We start from the raw sequence: 16894 nt of genomic DNA on the forward strand, positions 1-16894 counted from the left end.
CAATCGCCTCGCAGTGGGACCGCCTCGCTCGGAAGATTTCTACGGCACAGACTCCTAGAGGTACGGAGTGAACAGCCAGCACACGGCGTCGCGGATGCGCGGCAGCAGCGGTCGGTTGTCCAGCTCCTCCAGGGTCACGGGGGCGGCGCCCTGGCGGGCGTGTTCGATGTGGCTGGCGACGCTGGCGCCGAACGTCGTGTCGTAGATTTCCACCACGGCCTCGAAGTTGAGGCGCAGGCTGCGCGGATCGAGATTGGCGGAGCCCACCTGGGCATAGTGGCGATCCACCACGAACAGCTTGCTGTGGTCGAAGGGCCCCGGCTGGTAGTAGACCCGGACACCCCACTTCACGAGCTCCCAGAGCATGTTGCGTGTTGCCCAGTGCATGAACGGCAGGTTGTTGCGCGCCGGCAGTAGCACGTCGACGGTGACCCCCCGCACCGCGGCGGCCTGCAGGGCGGAGATCAGCTCCCGCGGAGGCAGGAAGTAGGGCGTCATGATGGCGACCTGCTCCCGCGCCGCGGCTACTGCGCCGACGAGCACCATCGTCAGGCGGTGCAGATCCTCGTTGGGGCCGTCGACGATGACCCGGCACAGGGCATCCCCATCGGCCGGCGGCTCCACGGCATTCGGAGCATCCCGCGCGCCGCTCGCGAATTCCCAGTCATCCAGGAACACGGTCTCGAGCTGACTGGTGATGGGGCCGTCGATCCGGAAGTGGACGTCGCGGATGCCTGGGGTGCCGTCGGGGCGCTCGCGCAGATGGCGGTCGCCGATGTTCATGCCGCCGGTGAAGGCAACGCCCCCGTCCACGAGCAGAAGCTTGCGGTGGTTGCGCAGATTGATGAGCAGGCTTGGTGGCAGCAGGCGTGGCGGCAGGAAGCGCGCCACATGAATGCCGCTGCGCCGGAGCCGATGGCGAATGCGCGGCCACGAGTACCATTCCCCGGCACCGTCCAGCAGCACCCGCACGTCAACGCCCCGCTGGTGCGCCCGGGCAAGGGCGTCGGCAAAGCGCTCGCCACTGGTGTTGCTCTCGAAGATGTAGGTGGACAGGTAAACGCGCTCGTTCGCGGCGTCGATGGCTGCGAGCATCCGAGGATAGGCGCTATCGCCCCCGGGCAGTGCCTCGACGGTGTTGCCTGCTGTGAGCGGCAGCCCGGTCACCGCGGCCGATATGCGGGCCTGCTGGCGGAATGCCGTCGGGATCTCCACGGGTGGATGCGCGGGCGAGCCGTCGTCGCTGCTGCCGAGGCCGCCGACCAGCTTGCGGGCACGGGTACGAATGCGGTTGACGCCGAGGAAGAAATACAGGATCGGCCCAAGCACGGGGAAGAGCAGACATACCGCGATCCACGCGAACGCCGCAGGGGGCTCGCGCTTCTCGAGCAGGGCGTGGAGGGCGGTGCCGGTGGAGAGCAGAAACACCCCGACCAGCCCCAGCCACTGCAGGGTTGCCATGGGCTCTCCCGGCATTGCCTCGGTGGCGGCGCCGCCAAGGGTACACTTCCAGCCGGCATGCGCCATGGTCGGCGCTCACCGGTCATAGGCGATGTACCTCCGCCCGGCGCCCGGGGCTTCCGCTGCGGGTCGGGCGCCCGCTACTATCGGCGGGTGGGGTTGGTCTGCCGGGTTGAGGGGGCGAGATGCTTAACACAGGGCGCTGGCTACTGGCTGCCGCGTTGATGGCGATGGCCGGACTGGCCGTGGCGGGCGGCGAGCGGCTGCCGCGGCCGGAGCCGCTGGAGCCCGCGGTGGGCTTCTGGAAGCGGATCTACACCGAGGTGCCGGACGACCGGGGCCTTATTCACGATGCCGAGGTCCTCTCGCGGGTATTCGGCGAGGTTGCCGTTGCGCCACCCGGCGAGTGGGTGGAGCGACGAGCCCGGGTGCGCGCGGCGCTTGATCGCTACCGTGCCGCCCTGGAGGCCCTTGCCGCGGAGGGCGAGGGGACGGCGAATCCGCTGGCCCGGCGGCTGGCGGGGGCATTTGCGCCGGATACGCCGGCCGAGGAAATCCTCGCCGCCGCGGAGCGCCTGCGTTTTCAGGGCGGGCTCGCGGATCGCTTCCGGGAGGGCATCGTGCGCTCCGGGCGCTGGCGCGACTACATCCGCGCGCAGCTGGCCGCGCGCGGGGTTCCCCCCGAGCTCGTGGCCCTGCCGCATGTGGAATCCTCCTTCAACCCGGTTGCGGCCTCGCATGCCGGGGCATCCGGGCTATGGCAGTTCACCCGCGGCACCGGGCTGCATTACCTGCGCATCGATACCGCCGCGGACGAGCGCCTGGACCCCTGGCGGAGCACGGAGGCCGCCGCCGCTCTGCTCGCCGACAACTACGCCGAGCTCGGCCACTGGCCGCTCGCGATCACCGCCTACAACCACGGCGTCAACGGCATGCGGCGGGCAGTGGAGCGCACCGGGAGCACCGATCTCGGCCGCATCGTCCACGAATACGAGGGGCCGCGATTCGGTTTCGCCTCGCGCAACTTTTACGCGGCGCTGCTGGCTGCCGCGGACGTCGATGCCGAGCCGGAGCGCTACTTCGGGCCGGTGACGCGCGAGCCCGCGCTCGAGCATCCCGAGGTGACGCTCCGCCACTACCTGCCGGCCAGTACCCTCGCGCGGCATCTGGATGTACCGCTCGGGGATCTGCAGCGTCTCAACCCCGCCTTGCGGGCGACCGTCTGGGAAGGGAGCAAGTTCGTGCCGGCAGGCTACCGGCTGCGCCTGCCCGCCGGTGCCGGTGAGGCGCTGGTACAGGCGATCCAGGGCATCCCTGCGGTGGAACGCTACGCCGTCCAGCGGCCCGACCGCGAGCACCGTATCGCAAGCGGTGAGACGCTGTCCGGCATCGCTGCCCGCTACGGCGTCAGCACCCGCGAGCTCGCGGCTGCCAACGGTCTCGGCAACGGCCATCTGATCCGCGCCGGACAGCGCCTGCGTCTGCCCGGCGCCGGTCCCGAGCCCACGCCCATCGGCGGGCGCGTCTATCGGGTCCAGCGCGGGGACACGCTTGCCGGTATCGCCCGGCGGCACGGCATGGACGGTGCAGAAGTGGCGAGGATCAACGGTCTCGGCAACCCGGATCTCATCCGTGTCGGGCAGACCCTGCTGCTCAGTCAGCCGCACGAGGTCGCCGCCGCGGACGCCCTCCCTGGCGAGGGGTGAGGATGGCGCGCGCCGGGCTTGATCCCGGCGCGCGCACCGCAGATAGTACGGGGTAGGCCTTACGGCGCTCGGGGCAGGCGCTGACTGACTGCCAGGACGCCGCCAGGCCGACTGAAAGCCGAGCCAGGGAGACCCCGGAGCCGACATGATCGAGGCCATCAAGCGCTTCTACGAGCAACGCATCAGCCCCGCGCAGACGCCCGCCGAAGATACCCTCCAGCATCGTCTCCAGCTCGCTACGGCGGCGCTGCTCATCGAGATGGCGCAGGAGGACAATCAGCGCCACAGCATGGAGTTTCAGGCCATCCATGACGGCATCATGGAGGTCTTCGATCTTTCCCCGGAAGAGACCGCCGAGGTCATCGAGCTGGCCGACCGCGAGGCCCACGAGGCGACGGATCACTTCGAGTTCACCCGCATGATCAACGAGCAGTTCGACTACGAGCAGAAGTGCCGCGTGGTGGAGCTGCTCTGGCGCGTATGCCTGGCGGACGCGGAGATGGACCGCTACGAGGAGCAGCTGGTCCGCAAGATCGCGGAGCTGCTGCACGTGGAGCACAAGGACTTCATCTCCGCCAAGCTCAAGGTCCAGCGTGCGTACAGCACCAGCGGCCACCTGAGCGACTACGACGACTACGAGTAATGGCCGTCTTCCGGGCGCGGCAGGTGGCGCGGATCCGCGATGCCGTCGCTGCTGGCCGTGAGGCAGTGCGGCGCTCCGGCGAATTCGATCCGCTGCTGTTCGCGCGTGCCTTCGTTGCAGCCGGCGGCCCCCAGGTCCCCGACGGGCCGCCGGAAGCGGGCGAGGCCCTGGGCGAGCGGCTGTTGCGTGCGCTCGCCGCGGGCGAGCGGCACGCGACCGACGACCCCGACCTCGAGCGCGAGCTGCAGCGCGTGTACACCGAGGTGCGCTGGGCCGAAGCCCAGGGCGACGACCAGATTGTCGGTTTCCTGCTCCGCCTGCCATCGGGCGCCGAGGACAGCCCGACCGCGGAGGCACTCGCGCACCAGAGCCAGGGGCTCGGCCCCGGCGTCTTCCGCAAGGGCGATATCGTCGTGCTGCAACCGGAGTGCGATGGCGCGCGCTTCGTACCGGTGTCCGCGCACGAGGTCGAGTGCTGAGCCCTCCCGCCGCCTTCCCCAACCGCCTCCCGCAGCGCGTGCGAGTGCCGCGAAGCCGGCGGACTGATATGCTTTCGCCCTGAATGCCCGTCTGGCCGGCCAGGGTTAAGCGCTCTCGCAATCGTGGGCCGGGAGGCATGCCCGCCGAGCGCCGGCAGGGGCGATGAGGGGAGAGCGCCAGTATGGAAGGGCAAGGCCGCATGCGCATGGAAACCGAGGACGAACGCCTGGAGCTGTTCCGCAGACGGGCCGTCCAGCATGACGGCAAGCGCCCCCTGTACCGTGTCGTCGAGGACCACATCCGCGACCTCATCAACAGCGGCGAGCTCATCCCCGGCGACCTGATCCCTTCCGAGCCGCAGCTGGCCCGCACCCTTGGCGTCAGCCAGGGGACGGTGAAGAAGGCCATCGACAATCTGGTCTGGGAGGGGCTTCTCTACCGGCACCAGGGCAAGGGCACCTACATCTCCAAGGTGGATTTCGGCAAGAGTCTGTTCCGCTTCTTCACCTACGGAGACGCCCGCGGCCGCGCCGTACGCATCCACAAGGAGACCACGGCGCGTCGCCGTTGCGCCGGCCCGGCGAATGTCACCCGACGTCTGCAGGTACCGGACGGCACCGAGCTCATCTACATAGAGCGGCTCGGGCTCATCGGCGATGCGCCGATCCTGGTGGAGTACTCATGGTGGCCCGCCGAGCTGGTGCCGGGGCTGGAGGACGAGGCCCTGCACATCCCCGACTACCTCTACGCGCTGGTGCTGGACCAGTTCGGCGTCCCCGTGCTGCGGGCCGAAGAGACGTTGACCGCGGACGCTGCCGACGCCCACACGGCCCGGGCACTGAATATTCCCGAGAAGACCCCCGTCGTGGTGCTCAAGCGCACCACCTTCACCCGCGGCGACCGCATCGTCGAGGTGCGCACCACCAAGGGCCGCGCGGACCGCTTCAGCTACAAGACAGAGATCCGCTGAGCCCGCACCACCAGCCCCCTCTTGGCACCCGTGGCGCGGCGGTGTCTTTCGCCGGTTAACCCGAAGCCGGCCCGCATATCTCACGGATCCACGCCCTCGCTGCGCGAATCGGTGAGATGTGCGGGCCAGTGTCCCCGATGCCGGCCGTCGCCGGTCACTCACTCTGCCCGCAGATCTTGACACGCCGGTGCCGTCGACTAGCTTAAAAGCAGTCAACTACATGATGTAGGTGATCTGCGGGTTTGACCATCTGACTGATCGATCGCGCGGGAGAATCAGGCTTACATCTATAACCGGTAGCTAACCGGAAGACCAGAAGAACGCGCCTCGCCCAGAGCAGGGAGGGTCACGGTGTCGGCGTTCTGCGGGGATAACCGCGCAGGGCGCGAGCAGCTGGGGCGCTGCGGAGGAAAGGCTGACTCGGTCCTGGCGGGGCCATTGGGTGCCCCGCGAATCCCCGCCGAAAGGCGGCTATGTGCGAAAGCGAGGAGCAGAAAGTGATGCTTGAGCAACACGTTGATCGTCAGCGGGCCCGGTGGGGGGTCGCGACCGCATTGTCGGCGGCCCTGTTCGTTTCCCTGCCCATGGGAGCAGCGGCGCAGGAAACCCACACCATGCGGATCCAGTCCGCGGTGGCGTCGGGCGCCATGTCCTACGAAATGCTGGAGCGCTTCGCCGAGCGGCTGCATGCCATGTCCGGCGGGCAGCTAGAGGTTGAGCTCTACAGCGCCGGTGCCATCGTGCCGTCGCCACGCATCCTAGACGCAGTCGACAACGGCACCCTCGAAGCCGGCTTCGCCTGGCCGCAGTACTGGGCGGGCAAGCACCCGGCAGCCTCTCTGTTCAGCAACACGCCGGTCTGGGCCATGTCCGGCATGGATTCGCTCACCCATCTTTCCTGGATGTACGAGGGTGGCGGACTGGAGATGTATCAGGAGCTGCTGTCAGAGGAGATCGGCGTCGACGTCGTGCCAATCTTCGTCACGCCTTCCGGCTGGCAGCCGCTTGGCTGGTTCAACACGCCGGTAGAGAGCTGGGAGCAGTTCAAGGAGCTGAGCTATCGCTCGCCGCCGGGGCTGGCCGGCGAGATCTACGAGGAGGCCGGCGCCAACGTGACCTTCCTGACCGGCGAGGAAATCGTGCCCGCCGCCGAGCGGGGAGTCATCGACGGTGCTGAATGGCTGAATCCCCTCGAGGATATGTCCTTCGGGCTACAGGACGCCTTTGATCGGTACTACCTCACGACGGTGCACCAGTTCATGGACATCGGTGAGATCGTGATCAATGGCGACTTCTGGCGTGGGCTGTCCCCGCAGCTGCAGGCAATGGTGCGTACCGCCGCTATGGCCACCATTGTGGAGACCTATAACAACGACATTCTGCGCAATGCGCAGGCCCTCAACACCCTGCGCGACGAGCATGGGATCACCATTGAGCCGACACCGCAGAGCGTCCACAACGCCCTGATGGAGGCGGCCGGTCGCGTGCTAGAGCGCCGCAGCGAGGAGAACGAGTTCTTCCGCGAGGTGGTGGAGTCGCAGTCGGAGTTCGCCCGTACCACGCAGCCCTGGTGGGGTGAGGTGCTGCGCATGTACGACGGACTCTCCGAGAACGCGGTGATCAAGTAACCATCCGCCCGCCGCCTGCCCGGCCTCGCTCTCGGGGCCGGGCAGGCGGCGCCGGTTCTGGCCCCATGGCGCGTCCTCGATCCTCGAGGGCAGTCCCGTGACGGATCTCACCGCATGGCGGGTCCGCCGGAGCGATCCGGTGCGCGGCCTGGCGGTGGGCAGTTGTCCCGGCAGCTAGGTGAGTCGCGCACGATGAATGATCACGCAACGGCATCCACACCATTGGGCAGGCGGGGAGGCGGGCCACTGCTGGCCATCATTCGACGCATCGACCGATTCGCGGAAATCTCGGGCTGGGTGGTGTCCTGGCTGGTAGTGCCGCTGATCGCGATCATGGTGATCGAGGTGATTTCCCGGTATGCGCTGCGTTTTCCCACCCCCTGGACCTATGATCTCACCTACATGCTCACCGGCACGCTGTTCATGCTGGGGGCAGCCTACACACTGCGCCGCGATGGCCACATACGCACCGATTTTCTCTACAAGAGCTTCCCGGTGCGCTGGCAGGGCCTGATCGATTCCATTGCCTATCTGTTCTTTTTCTTCCCCGGGATCGGGATCTTCATGTGGTTTGGCTGGGAGACATTCTTCGACGCCCTGCGAATGGGTGAGCGCTCCATCAGCCCCTGGAATCCGCCCCTGTATCCGTACCGGGCGGTGATCCCGCTGGCAGGCCTGTTCCTGCTTATTCAGGGGGTTTCCGAAGTGCTGAAGAGCCTGCACGCACTCTTTACGGGGAGATGGCCATGAGCCCGGAGATACTGGGGCTGTTGCTGCTCGGCGCCCTTTTCGTGATGATTCTGGTCGGGTTTCCGATCGCCTTCACGCTGATTTTCGTGGCCCTGGTCACCGGCTATATCGGTATCGGGTTCAACGCCTTCAACCTGATGATGGTTCAGGTAGAGCGCACCATGGAGATGACACTGCTGGCCGCCGTGCCGCTGTTCGTCTTCATGGGGCTGGTGCTCGAGCGTGCCGGGCTCATGCAGCGGCTGTTCCTGGCGTTTCAGATGCTCTTCGCGCCGGTGCGAGGCTCGCTGTACATGGCGGTGATGGGGACAGCGACGCTGTTCTCGATGGCTACCGGCATCGTCGGCGCCTCGGTCACGGTGATCGGCCTGATGGCCGGCAAAACCATGCAGAGAAGCGGGTACGACGTGCGCATGTCCGCCGGCGCCATTACCGCCGGCGGCACCCTCGGCATCCTCATCCCGCCAAGCATCATGCTGATCGTGATGGGGCCGATCCTCGAGGTCTCCATCCTGGCGTTGTTCGCAGCGGCCGTGGTGCCAGGGCTGATGCTCGCCGCCATCTTTCTCGCCTACTGCATGATCCGCTCCCATTTCCAGCCGTCGCTGGGCCCGGCGCTTCCGCCGGAGGACCGCGCGCCGTCCGCCGGCTACATCGTCAAGGAGCTGCTGCTGGGCGTGGTGCCCCTCGCGGTGATCATCGCGGCCGTGCTGGGGAGCATTCTGTCCGGTATTGCAACGCCGACCGAGGCGGCCGGCATGGGTGCGTTTGCCTCGCTGTGCCTGGCTGCGGCCTATCGTCGGCTGAATTGGGAGAAGTTCCGGGAGACGCTTCTCGGAACCCTGCAGACCTCGAGCATGGTGCTCCTGCTGATCGCCGCGGCGAATTTCTTCGGCGCCGTGTTCTCCATCCTGGGGACGCCACGAATGGTGACCGAGTGGCTGATCGGCCTGGGACTGCCGCTGTTCGTGCTCCTGCTGCTGCTCCTGCTGCTGGTGTTCCTGATGGGGTGGGCGCTGGACTGGGCGCCGATCGTGTTGATCTTTCTGCCGGTGATCATGCCGGTGATGTCGGAGCTCGATGTCAACATGGTGTGGTTCGGCGCGCTGGTGGCAGTCTGCCTGCAGACGGCCTGGCTGACGCCGCCGGTGGCCCTGGCCGCCTATTTCCTCAAGGGAGTGATGCCGGACTGGGAGCTGAAGGACATCTATCTCGGGATGCTGCAGTTCATGGGGCTGCAGCTCATTGGCCTGCTGCTGGTGCTGACCTTTCCCGAGATCGCGCTCTGGCTGCCCGGCGTCCTGCTGGGCCGCTAGCCCGCATTTCGCACCGATTCACGGCTGCGGACGCGGATCTGGGGGGGCAGTCCGGCGTTGCGCTGCTTGACTGTACTCGCGGTACTGCGCTGCGCGGCGCGCCTTGTCTGCACGCGCGCTGTGCGGCCAGAGGCCCGCGGGAAGGGTTCCGCGCTGCCCATCTCCTGCCCGCCCCTCGGGGGCGGGCAGGGGCGCTGTGGCAGGCAGGTCACTCGTCGCGGACCCGCAGCAGCAGTTTCCCGGTGGTTTTCCCCGCTTCCAGGTAGCGGTGCGCCTCAGCCGCCTCGGCCAGGGGAAACTCACGGTCGATCCGCAGCGTGAGCTCACCGGCCGCCAGCCAGGCGAAGAGGTCGTCGGCGCGGCCCTGGATCTCCTCCCGGCTTGCCATGTAATGCGCCATGTGCGGGCGGGTGAACCAGATCGACCCCGCCTCGGCGAGCTCCAGCGGATTCACCGACTCCACCGCGCCCGAGGCCGCGCCGAAGACCACCAGCGCACCCCGCCGGCGCAGGCACTGCAGGTCGCCCTCGTAGGTCGCCTGGCCGACACCGTCGTAGATGACGTCCACCCCTTCGCCGCCGGTGGCCTCCCGCACGGCCTCGGCGAAGTCCGTCTCGCGGTAGAGGATGGCGCGCTCGGCACCAAGCGCCTCGGCCATGGCCGCCTTCTCACGGGTGCCCACGGTCGTCAGCACGCGGGCGCCGCGCCGGCGTGCGATCTGGATCAGCAGGCGGCCGACGCCGCCGGCGCCGGCGTGGACCAGGGCGACATGGCCCTGGCGCAGTGGGAACAGGGAGCTTGCCAGGTAGTGCGCGGTACCGCCCTGCAGCATGAGGGTGGTGGCGCTCGCCCAGTCGACGCCCTCGGGGATGCGCACCAGCTGCCAGGCCGGCACCACCGCGAGCTCGGCGTAGCCGCCTGGCGCGAGGCACCAGGCGACGCGGTCGCCAGGGGCGAGGCCGGTGACCCCCTCGCCGACGGCGTCCACCGTGCCGGCGCCCTCGCGGCCGAGCACGAACGGCGGCTGGCTGCCGTAGGTGCGCGACTTCCGGTAGCTGCCCATGCGGTTGTAGACGTCGATGAAGTTCACGCCGGCACGGACAACCCGGACGCGGACCTCCCCCGGGCCCGGCTCGGGATCGGGCACCTCGGTGTGACTGAGGACCTCCGGCCCTCCGAAATCGGTGGCAACGACTGCTTTCATGGCGCTTTCCTCTCGCTTGATCAGACGGGTGACAGTCGGGCCTCGCACCAGCGCGCGTGCCGCAGCAAGGCGTCGTCGTCGTAGCGGCGGGCGACCAGCTGGACGCCCAGCGGCAGGTCGCGCTCGCCGGTCCCGGCGGGCAGATTCACTGCCGGCAGCTCGAGGGCGTGCCAGAGGGCGTTGTAGGTGGGGCTGCCGGTGTCTTGCAGGCCCTCGGGCGCCTCGCCGGGGGCGCTCGGCGCGAGCACTATATCCACACCCTCGAGCAGGCCGCCGATCTCGCGGCGGGCGGCCTCGAGGGTGGCGAGACTGCGCAGGTGGTCCGCCTGCGCGATGCCCGCGCCCTCGTCGAGAAGCTCGCGCATGGTGCGGGAGATGGCACGCTCCCCCGCGACACGCTCGGCTAGCAGGGCGTCGGCGGCCTCGTAGCGCACCGCCTGCCAGAGCGCGGGCACGATCTCCGCGAAGCCGGCGGGGAGCGTGAGCTCGGTGACTGCGGCGCCGGCATCCGCCAGACGGGCCGCAGCGGACTCTAGACACTCTCGGCCGCGCGGGCTCACCTCGTCCCAGTATGGCGTCCGGCAGAGCGCGATCCGTGGTGGGGCACCGGCGCCTTCGGCCGGCCCGCAGCGGCCCCCGGTGAGTGCGGCGCGGAATGCCTGCAGATCCTCTACCGAGCGGGCCATCAGGCCGAGCGTGTCGAAGGACTCGGCGAAGTGCTTAACGCCGACAAAGCTCAGCAGGCCGAAGGTCGGCTTGTAGGCCCGCACGCCACAGTAGGCGGCCGGCCGGATGACCGAGCCAAGGGTCTGGCTGCCTATGGCGAGCGGCACCATGCCGTCGGCCACGGCCGCCGCGGAGCCGCTGGAGGATCCCCCCGGGCTGTGACGGCGGTCGTGCGGGTTCGCCGTGCGCCCCGCGTAGCGGCCGGCGAACTCGGTGGTCACGGTCTTGCCGAGCACCACGGCCCCGGCCGCCCGGGCGCGGGCGACACAGGCGGCATCGGTGACCGGCTGGCGCCCGCGGTACAGAGGCGAGCCGCAGGCGGTGGGCAGGTCAGCGGTGTCGATGATGTCCTTGAAGGCCACCGGAATGCCGTGCAGAGGGCCCCGCGGCGCCTCGCGGTCACGCTCCCGGGCCTGGCGCAGGGCGTGCTCGGGGTCGAGGCAGGCCCAGGCGGCGACGTCCGGCTCGCGTGCCTCGATCCGCTCGAGGCAGGCCTCGACCAGTGCCTCGGATGTCAGCTCGCCGCGTGCAATTCGCGCCGCGGCCATCGTCGCCGTGAGGCGGTTGTGAGTGTTCATGCGGAGTGTCCCCCTTGGTGGTGGCCCGCGACCGGTGCCCTCCTGGGCGACACCGGCAGTTGACGAGCTCATATATGTAACCTATATGAGATATCGACCCAATGGGCTGGCCGGCACGACGTCCGCTCAAGTCAGCCCCCGGCGCAGCATGTTGAGTCCAATCAGGAGGAGGAAGATCAGCACCACCCGGCGCAGGGTCGCCTGGGAGGCGAGCCGGGTCAGCCACGCCCCGCAGGCCATGCCGGCGGCGAGCGGCGGTATGCAGGCCAGCGACAGGCCGGCAAGAGGCCAGGTGAGGATGCCCACGGCCACGTAGCTCGCCACCAGGAGGAGGCTCGCGTAGCTGTAGATCGCACCGATGGTGGCGACGAAGACCTCGTGGCGCAGGTGCAGGGCGAAGAGGTACATGACCACCGGCGGGCCGAAGGCGGTGGACAGCCCCCCCATCACCCCGGCCACGAAGCCCGCGAGGGCGCCCACCGGACCCCGGTACCGCGGGGGTACCCTGAGGGCCGGCATTAAGGTGCTGGTGACCACGAACCCGAGCACGATCAGGCCCAGGGCGAGGAAGAAGAACCGCTCGTCGAGCCGCACAATGGCCGTGGCGCCCAGGGCGCAGCCGAGCGTCATCGTGACCAGCAGGCCGCGCAGCCGGGGCCGGCCGGCGCGCGCCGCGCCGCCCTGCCAGGCCTGCCAGCCGTTGCTGAAGACGATGGGGAAGGTGAGCAGCGCGAGCGCGGTGCGCACGTCGATCACGACGGCGAGCAGTGGCAGGCTGACCAGTGGCACGCCGAAGCCGATCCCGCCCTTGGCGACGCCGCCGAGGAAGAAGGCGGCGGCGATGGCTGCAGCGGTGATTACGACATCCATGCACGCGTCCGCTCCGCCGCCCGCCGGCCGCGGAGGGGCGCGACCGGGAGGAGAGATCCATGCGCATCGAGCAGGTGACCGTGCGCCATGTGGCGCTGCCGCTCAGCCAGCCCTACCGCCTCGCCATCGGCGTGGTGGAGCGTTTCGATACCCTGCTGGTGGAGATGCGCGACGATACCGGCAGGGTGGGCTATGGCGAGGCCACCGTGCTGCCCGGTTACACCGAGGAGACATTGGCGGGTGCCTGGCAGCGCATAACCGACGGGGCGGAGCGCCTGGTGGGGCTCGGGGCGGAGCCTGCACGGGCCATGCTCGCTCCGCTGCGCCGCACGGCGCCGTTCTCGGCCACCGCCCTCGCCACCGCCGTGGAGATGCTCGCCGGTCATCCGGCACTGGATGCCGCCGCCGGCGGGCGCATGCCGCTGCTGGCCCTGCTCCACGCGGACGCCGGCGAGGCGTTGGCCGCCGAGGTGGAGGGGCATCTTGCCGAGGGCTACGACACCCTCAAGGTCAAGGTGGGCTTCGACGTCGGCACCGATCTGGCCCGGGTGGCGCGGATCCGTGCCGCGGTGGCGGGGCGGGCGCGCCTGCGACTGGATGCGAACCAGGGCTACGACCGCGAGCAGGCCTGCCGCTTCGTCGGCGAGCTCGATCCGGACGGTATCGAGCTCGTGGAGCAGACCTGCGCGGCGGGGGACTGGGAGGCGGCGGTGGCCGTGGCGCGGGTGGCTCCGGTACCGCTCATGCTGGACGAGTCCATCTACGGCCACGCCGATATCGAGCGCGCCGCCGAGCTCGGCTGCGCGGGGCTGATCAAGTTCAAGCTGATGAAGGCGGGCGGCCTCGACGCCCTGGAGGGGGCGCTGCAGCGCATCCGTGAGCTCGGCATGACGCCGGTGCTCGGCAATGGCGTGGCCGGCGAGATCGGCTGCTGGCTGGAGGCCTGTGTCGGCGTGCGCTGGATCGACAACGCCGGGGAGATGAACGGCTTTCTCAAGCCCCGCTTCTCCCTGCTGCGGGAGCCGCTCCAGGTCGAGGGCGGCGCCCTGCGCCTGCCCGCCGGCCCGCCGGTGCCGGACCCCGACGCCCTCGCGGCAGCGACGGTGGCGAGCCACACCGTCTGAGCCGGGGCCGACGGCCGGCGGCGCCCGTCCTTTTCCCCACTCCCTGGGCGCGCAGGGCAGCCGTAGCCGGCGCGCGCAGGCCGGCGCGCAGGGGAACACTAGGCTGACCGCGCGTCGGGCAGCAGCCGCCGGAGCTCCTCGGAGATCTCGTAGACGCTCGCGATGGCGAGCTCGGGGCTGTCGAAATCGACACCCTCGTGGGCGGCCCGGTCGCGCAGGCGCTCCGCGTGGTACTCGCGCACCTCGGCCGGAAAGGGCATGTCGCCCGGGTCCAGGATGCGCAGATAGCCCGCATCGTCCCGGGCGGGGAGCAGGCGGCCTCGGACATGGCGGTTGGGCGACCAGGGGATGTCCAGCACCCCGGCCTCGAAGGCACGCACCGTGCCGCGGGCGACGTCGCCGTCCCCGAGCTCCAGCACCCGGTCGATGATCGGCCGCACCTCGGCATGGATCTGCGCCTTCTCCCGCTCGTACTCCGGCAGCCCGTCGAGGCGCAGCGAGCGGGCGAGGTAGATCGCCATGCGCGTCATCCGCAGGCCCTCCGCATTCGCCTCCGCGGTCGGGATGCCGTAGGCCTCGTGCACCGACTTGGTGGTCACCGAGGCGGCCCCGCCGAGGGCCGCCAGCGCCCCGCCCCAGCTCACCAGCGCCGCCGACTGGGCGTCGTCGTAGGGCCAGGCGCCCATCCAGTGCAGCGAAGTCACCGGGGTGAAGACATCCGTGTAGCCGAGCCGCCCCAGGTACTCCTGCACCAGCTCCCGGCAGGCGGCGATGGCCGCGGCGTCCTGCACCACGTGCAGGCACTGCCCGAGCTCGAGGCCGTAGTTGCGCACCCCCTGGGCGGCGGCGAGCAGCGCGTCGAGGACGCAGGTCATGATGGCGATGCAGGGCGGGATGTTGGTGCCGGTGAGAAACCCCGGCTGACGCCGATGCAGCTCGACGCCGTGCTCCTGGTACAGCGCCGCGAGCCGGTCCAGGTACTGATAGTTGCGGATGCCGTCCTCGATGGAGAGCTCCTTGATGTAGGAGACGGTGTAGGCGATGCCGGAGCCCAGGTAGCCGCTGAAGCCGCCGGCGAAGCCGATCTCGCCGGTGAGCTTCGGCATCGAGGTGCCGGTGAGCAGGATGGTGGGCTTCTCCACCTCGGCGACCAGCTCCCGGGCTGCGGCCACGCCATAGTTGACGATGGGGAAGCCGTTCAGCATCGAGCGCCCCTGGCGCTCGGATTCGGCGACCCCGGCCTCGGCCTCCGCGAAGCGCTCGTTGCGCGTGTAGCTGTCGGTGGTGAGCGGCACGATATCCGCCATGCCGTCGCGGTCCAGGGTGCGCATCAGCGCCTTCTGCCCCTCGAGGGTGCCGACGCCGCCACGCGGCTGGGTGAGGCAGCGCCCCTCGGCCACCGCCCGGCGCATCACCGGGGCGAGTCGCTTGTGCTCGGGCAGCGCCTGGTGGAAGGCCACCGCCTCCGCGAGGTCGACCGCCGCTCCGGTGGGCCAGCGCGCGAGATTGTCCCGGCGCATGGCGGCGAAGGCGTCATCGGGGATGCGCTCCTGGGTGAGCGCGGTATCGGATCGGGTCATGGCGGCTCTCCTCCGGCCAGGGGCTCGAGGCTGGCGAGCGCGAGGTCGTAGGCCGTCTCCGGGGCGACGCTCGCCAGCAGCCCGCAGGCGTAAAGCAGGTACTCGCGGTCGAGCAGGAAGCGCGGCGCCCGGGGGCGCAGCGAGGTGGGATCGTGCGGGTCGGCGGCGGTGGCCGCCAGGATGCTCCCGGCATCGCGCGCATGGGCGAGGGCGCCGCCGGTGCCGATGACGGTGCTGACGCCGCTGAGGTTCTTGCCGTGCTGGACCGTGGCCGCCCCCGCGGCGGTGTAGACGGTCTCCAGGGTGCCGGCGTGGCGTGCCACGGCGCGGCCCACCGCCAGGCGGGCGAGGGCGGCATCCACCGCGTGCTCCGCGTCGGTCTGCGGCAGCCGCTCCACCGCCCCCGCGAAGCCCGCGCAGATGGCCTCGGCGGTGTCCTCGGGCACGCCCGCCTCCCGGGCAATGGCGGCGATGCCCACCGTCTCCACGAGGGTCGCGGCGTTGTGGCGCATGCCGAGGTCGCCCTCCACCGTGCGCTTGACCCGCGGCTCCGGGAGCCCCCGGGGGATCACCCCCTCCGCCGGCAGCCCGGCGCAGACCGAGTGCACATCGGTGGTGGCGCCTCCCGGGTCCACCACCAGCACGTCGCCGAGACCCGGGCGGTCGGTGCCGGCACCGTCGGCGAGCAGCCGTGCCGCCTCGAGCACCGCCGCGGGCGTGGGCATGAGCACGGCGTCGAGGCGCTCGCGGGCACGCTCGATGCCCTTCGCCTCGACGATGCGATCGATGAACACCTGCCGGATGGCGGCGCGGGCGGGCTCGATGTTGAGCTCGTTGTGCCGCGGCATGACGTTCTCGGCCGTCCGCACCTCCAGCGCGCCGAGCCGCTCCCGGGCCTCGTCCGCCGCGCTGCGGTTGCCGGCGAGCACCACGGGGCAGCGCAGTCCGGCGCTGCCCAGGGCGGCGGCATTGTGCAGGATGACCTCGCGGTTGCCGCCGTCGGTGCCCCCGGCGAGCAGCACCACGTCGGGCTGCCAGTCGGTGATGGTGGCGATGTCGGCGCGCGTGAGGTGATGGGTGAAGGTGCCGATGACCCGGGCGCCGGCACCGAGGGCGGCACGGCGGGCGGCCTCGGCGGTGAGGTCGCGCACGAGGCCGATGGTGACCATGCGCAGCCCCCCGGCGGCACTGCTGCTGGCGAGCCGGTGGCGGAATGCGGGAAGCGCGCCGAGCCGCGCCTCGAGGGCGTTCAGGGCCTGCTGCAGGCCCTCGGTGATGTCCGTGGCGATGGTGGATGGGCCCTGCGCGCTGCCGGCGAGCCGCCGCGCCTCGAGGTCCACGGCACGCAGCTTGGTGTAGGTGCTGCCGAAGTCGATCAGCAGGGCGTGCCCGGCCTGCATCGCTCAGTCCCCGCGGCCGCCGGCGCCGCGTCGCGCGAAATCCGCCTCGAGGGCGGCCACCACGTCCTCCGGCCGCGTGCCCGGCGGGAAGGCGCGGTCGAAGCCCATGTCGAGGAAGCGCTGCTCCACCGATTCCCAGGACTGCTTGCCCACCACCAGATTGCCGCCGATGTAGAGCAGGATGTCGCCGATGCCGGCCTCCACGCAGAGGTCGCGGAAGCCGCGGCAGTCGAGCTCGCCCTGACCGTAGAGCGAGGAGACGAGGATGGCGTCCGCGGCGGTCTCGATGGCGGCGTCGACAAACTCCTCCGCCGGAGTCAGCGCGCCGAGCGCCACGATCTGATAGCCGGCCTTTTCCAGGCCGATGTTCAGGATGCGGTTGCCGACGATGTGGGTGTCCGAGCCGATGACGCCGGTCACCAGGGTCTGCCCGCCCATATGGTCCCTCCTCCCCGGAA

The 16894-nt window shown here is 70.0% G+C and carries 15 protein-coding genes; 8 read left to right on the plus strand and 7 right to left on the minus strand.

The features are described from left to right. Positions 1–54: 54 nt before the first annotated feature. The gene (locus LMH63_RS05505; RefSeq protein WP_109676673.1) at positions 55–1461 is read right to left on the minus strand and encodes a phospholipase D-like domain-containing protein; all 1407 of its coding nucleotides are present in this window, start codon (positions 1459–1461) and stop codon (positions 55–57) included. A gap of 185 nt (positions 1462–1646) precedes the next feature. Between LMH63_RS05505 and LMH63_RS05510 the strand changes: the two genes are divergently transcribed. The 7 genes from LMH63_RS05510 to LMH63_RS05540 all read left to right on the plus strand — a co-directional run bounded on the left by LMH63_RS05510 (position 1647) and on the right by LMH63_RS05540 (position 8954). Further along, on the plus strand, positions 1647–3167 hold the full coding sequence (locus LMH63_RS05510; protein ID WP_109676671.1) for a lytic transglycosylase domain-containing protein: 1521 nt from the start codon (positions 1647–1649) through the stop codon (positions 3165–3167). Between the two features lie 145 nt (positions 3168–3312). Continuing rightward, entirely contained in the window at positions 3313–3810 is a 498-nt protein-coding gene (locus LMH63_RS05515) for a tellurite resistance TerB family protein (RefSeq protein WP_109676670.1), read from the plus strand. Continuing rightward, complete coding sequence (locus tag LMH63_RS05520; RefSeq protein WP_109676668.1) at positions 3810–4289, plus strand: hypothetical protein; 480 nt, start codon at positions 3810–3812, stop codon at positions 4287–4289. Before LMH63_RS05515 ends, LMH63_RS05520 begins: the two co-directional genes overlap by 1 nt. Before the next feature lie 182 nt (positions 4290–4471). Beyond that, on the plus strand, positions 4472–5260 hold the full coding sequence (locus tag LMH63_RS05525; protein ID WP_109676666.1) for a GntR family transcriptional regulator: 789 nt from the start codon (positions 4472–4474) through the stop codon (positions 5258–5260). Between the two features lie 614 nt (positions 5261–5874). Further along, positions 5875–6888, plus strand: coding sequence for a TRAP transporter substrate-binding protein (locus tag LMH63_RS05530; RefSeq protein ID WP_158280302.1), 1014 nt, complete (start codon positions 5875–5877; stop codon positions 6886–6888). A 192-nt stretch (positions 6889–7080) separates the two neighbouring features. Then, entirely contained in the window at positions 7081–7638 is a 558-nt protein-coding gene (locus LMH63_RS05535) for a TRAP transporter small permease subunit (RefSeq protein WP_158280301.1), read from the plus strand. Continuing rightward, positions 7635–8954 carry a TRAP transporter large permease gene (locus LMH63_RS05540; protein ID WP_109676660.1) on the plus strand — a complete coding sequence of 440 codons (1320 nt, stop codon included), beginning with the start codon at positions 7635–7637 and terminating at the stop codon, positions 8952–8954. Before LMH63_RS05535 ends, LMH63_RS05540 begins: the two co-directional genes overlap by 4 nt. A 208-nt stretch (positions 8955–9162) precedes the next feature. Here LMH63_RS05540 and LMH63_RS05545 read toward each other — a convergent pair whose 3' ends face one another. From LMH63_RS05545 to LMH63_RS05555, 3 genes are all read right to left on the minus strand, one after another. After that, positions 9163–10158, minus strand: a complete 996-nt coding sequence (locus LMH63_RS05545; protein WP_109676658.1) for a quinone oxidoreductase family protein — start codon at positions 10156–10158, stop codon at positions 9163–9165. A 20-nt stretch (positions 10159–10178) separates the two neighbouring features. After that, a complete protein-coding gene (locus tag LMH63_RS05550; RefSeq protein ID WP_109676656.1) occupies positions 10179–11462 on the minus strand; it encodes an amidase in 1284 nt (427 codons plus the stop codon). Positions 11463–11588: 126 nt separating this feature from the next. After that, on the minus strand, positions 11589–12332 hold the full coding sequence (locus LMH63_RS05555; RefSeq protein WP_109676654.1) for a sulfite exporter TauE/SafE family protein: 744 nt from the start codon (positions 12330–12332) through the stop codon (positions 11589–11591). A 59-nt stretch (positions 12333–12391) separates the two neighbouring features. On the opposite strand from LMH63_RS05555, the gene LMH63_RS05560 reads away from it, so the two are divergent. After that, positions 12392–13456: a mandelate racemase/muconate lactonizing enzyme family protein gene (locus LMH63_RS05560; protein ID WP_109676652.1), complete on the plus strand. Its 1065-nt coding sequence runs from the start codon at positions 12392–12394 to the stop codon at positions 13454–13456. A gap of 98 nt (positions 13457–13554) precedes the next feature. Here LMH63_RS05560 and LMH63_RS05565 read toward each other — a convergent pair whose 3' ends face one another. From LMH63_RS05565 to glmS, 3 genes are read right to left on the minus strand one after another with little or no spacing between them, the layout of a single operon-like run. Continuing rightward, positions 13555–15036 carry a methylaspartate mutase subunit E gene (locus tag LMH63_RS05565; protein ID WP_109676650.1) on the minus strand — a complete coding sequence of 494 codons (1482 nt, stop codon included), beginning with the start codon at positions 15034–15036 and terminating at the stop codon, positions 13555–13557. Beyond that, the gene (glmL, locus tag LMH63_RS05570) at positions 15033–16436 is read right to left on the minus strand and encodes a methylaspartate mutase accessory protein GlmL (protein ID WP_109676648.1); all 1404 of its coding nucleotides are present in this window, start codon (positions 16434–16436) and stop codon (positions 15033–15035) included. The genes LMH63_RS05565 and glmL overlap by 4 nt, the downstream gene beginning before the upstream one ends. A 3-nt stretch (positions 16437–16439) precedes the next feature. Continuing rightward, positions 16440–16874: a methylaspartate mutase subunit S gene (gene glmS, locus LMH63_RS05575; RefSeq protein ID WP_109676646.1), complete on the minus strand. Its 435-nt coding sequence runs from the start codon at positions 16872–16874 to the stop codon at positions 16440–16442. Positions 16875–16894: the final 20 nt, after the last annotated feature.

The organism is Spiribacter halobius (genome assembly GCF_020883455.1).
Lineage (GTDB): Bacteria > Pseudomonadota > Gammaproteobacteria > Nitrococcales > Nitrococcaceae > Sediminicurvatus > Sediminicurvatus halobius.

What these genes read in the sequence shown, in the direction of transcription:
- LMH63_RS05505 (WP_109676673.1), bottom strand. Translation starts at nt 1,461, where the DNA reads ATGGCAACCCTGCAGTGGCTGGGGCTGGTCGGGGTGTTTCTGCTCTCC.
- LMH63_RS05510 (WP_109676671.1), top strand. Translation starts at nt 1,647, where the DNA reads ATGCTTAACACAGGGCGCTGGCTACTGGCTGCCGCGTTGATGGCGATG.
- LMH63_RS05515 (WP_109676670.1), top strand. Translation starts at nt 3,313, where the DNA reads ATGATCGAGGCCATCAAGCGCTTCTACGAGCAACGCATCAGCCCCGCG.
- LMH63_RS05520 (WP_109676668.1), top strand. Translation starts at nt 3,810, where the DNA reads ATGGCCGTCTTCCGGGCGCGGCAGGTGGCGCGGATCCGCGATGCCGTC.
- LMH63_RS05525 (WP_109676666.1), top strand. Translation starts at nt 4,472, where the DNA reads ATGGAAGGGCAAGGCCGCATGCGCATGGAAACCGAGGACGAACGCCTG.
- LMH63_RS05530 (WP_158280302.1), top strand. Translation starts at nt 5,875, where the DNA reads ATGCGGATCCAGTCCGCGGTGGCGTCGGGCGCCATGTCCTACGAAATG.
- LMH63_RS05535 (WP_158280301.1), top strand. Translation starts at nt 7,081, where the DNA reads ATGAATGATCACGCAACGGCATCCACACCATTGGGCAGGCGGGGAGGC.
- LMH63_RS05540 (WP_109676660.1), top strand. Translation starts at nt 7,635, where the DNA reads ATGAGCCCGGAGATACTGGGGCTGTTGCTGCTCGGCGCCCTTTTCGTG.
- LMH63_RS05545 (WP_109676658.1), bottom strand. Translation starts at nt 10,158, where the DNA reads ATGAAAGCAGTCGTTGCCACCGATTTCGGAGGGCCGGAGGTCCTCAGT.
- LMH63_RS05550 (WP_109676656.1), bottom strand. Translation starts at nt 11,462, where the DNA reads ATGAACACTCACAACCGCCTCACGGCGACGATGGCCGCGGCGCGAATT.
- LMH63_RS05555 (WP_109676654.1), bottom strand. Translation starts at nt 12,332, where the DNA reads ATGGATGTCGTAATCACCGCTGCAGCCATCGCCGCCGCCTTCTTCCTC.
- LMH63_RS05560 (WP_109676652.1), top strand. Translation starts at nt 12,392, where the DNA reads ATGCGCATCGAGCAGGTGACCGTGCGCCATGTGGCGCTGCCGCTCAGC.
- LMH63_RS05565 (WP_109676650.1), bottom strand. Translation starts at nt 15,036, where the DNA reads ATGACCCGATCCGATACCGCGCTCACCCAGGAGCGCATCCCCGATGAC.
- glmL (WP_109676648.1), bottom strand. Translation starts at nt 16,436, where the DNA reads ATGCAGGCCGGGCACGCCCTGCTGATCGACTTCGGCAGCACCTACACC.
- glmS (WP_109676646.1), bottom strand. Translation starts at nt 16,874, where the DNA reads ATGGGCGGGCAGACCCTGGTGACCGGCGTCATCGGCTCGGACACCCAC.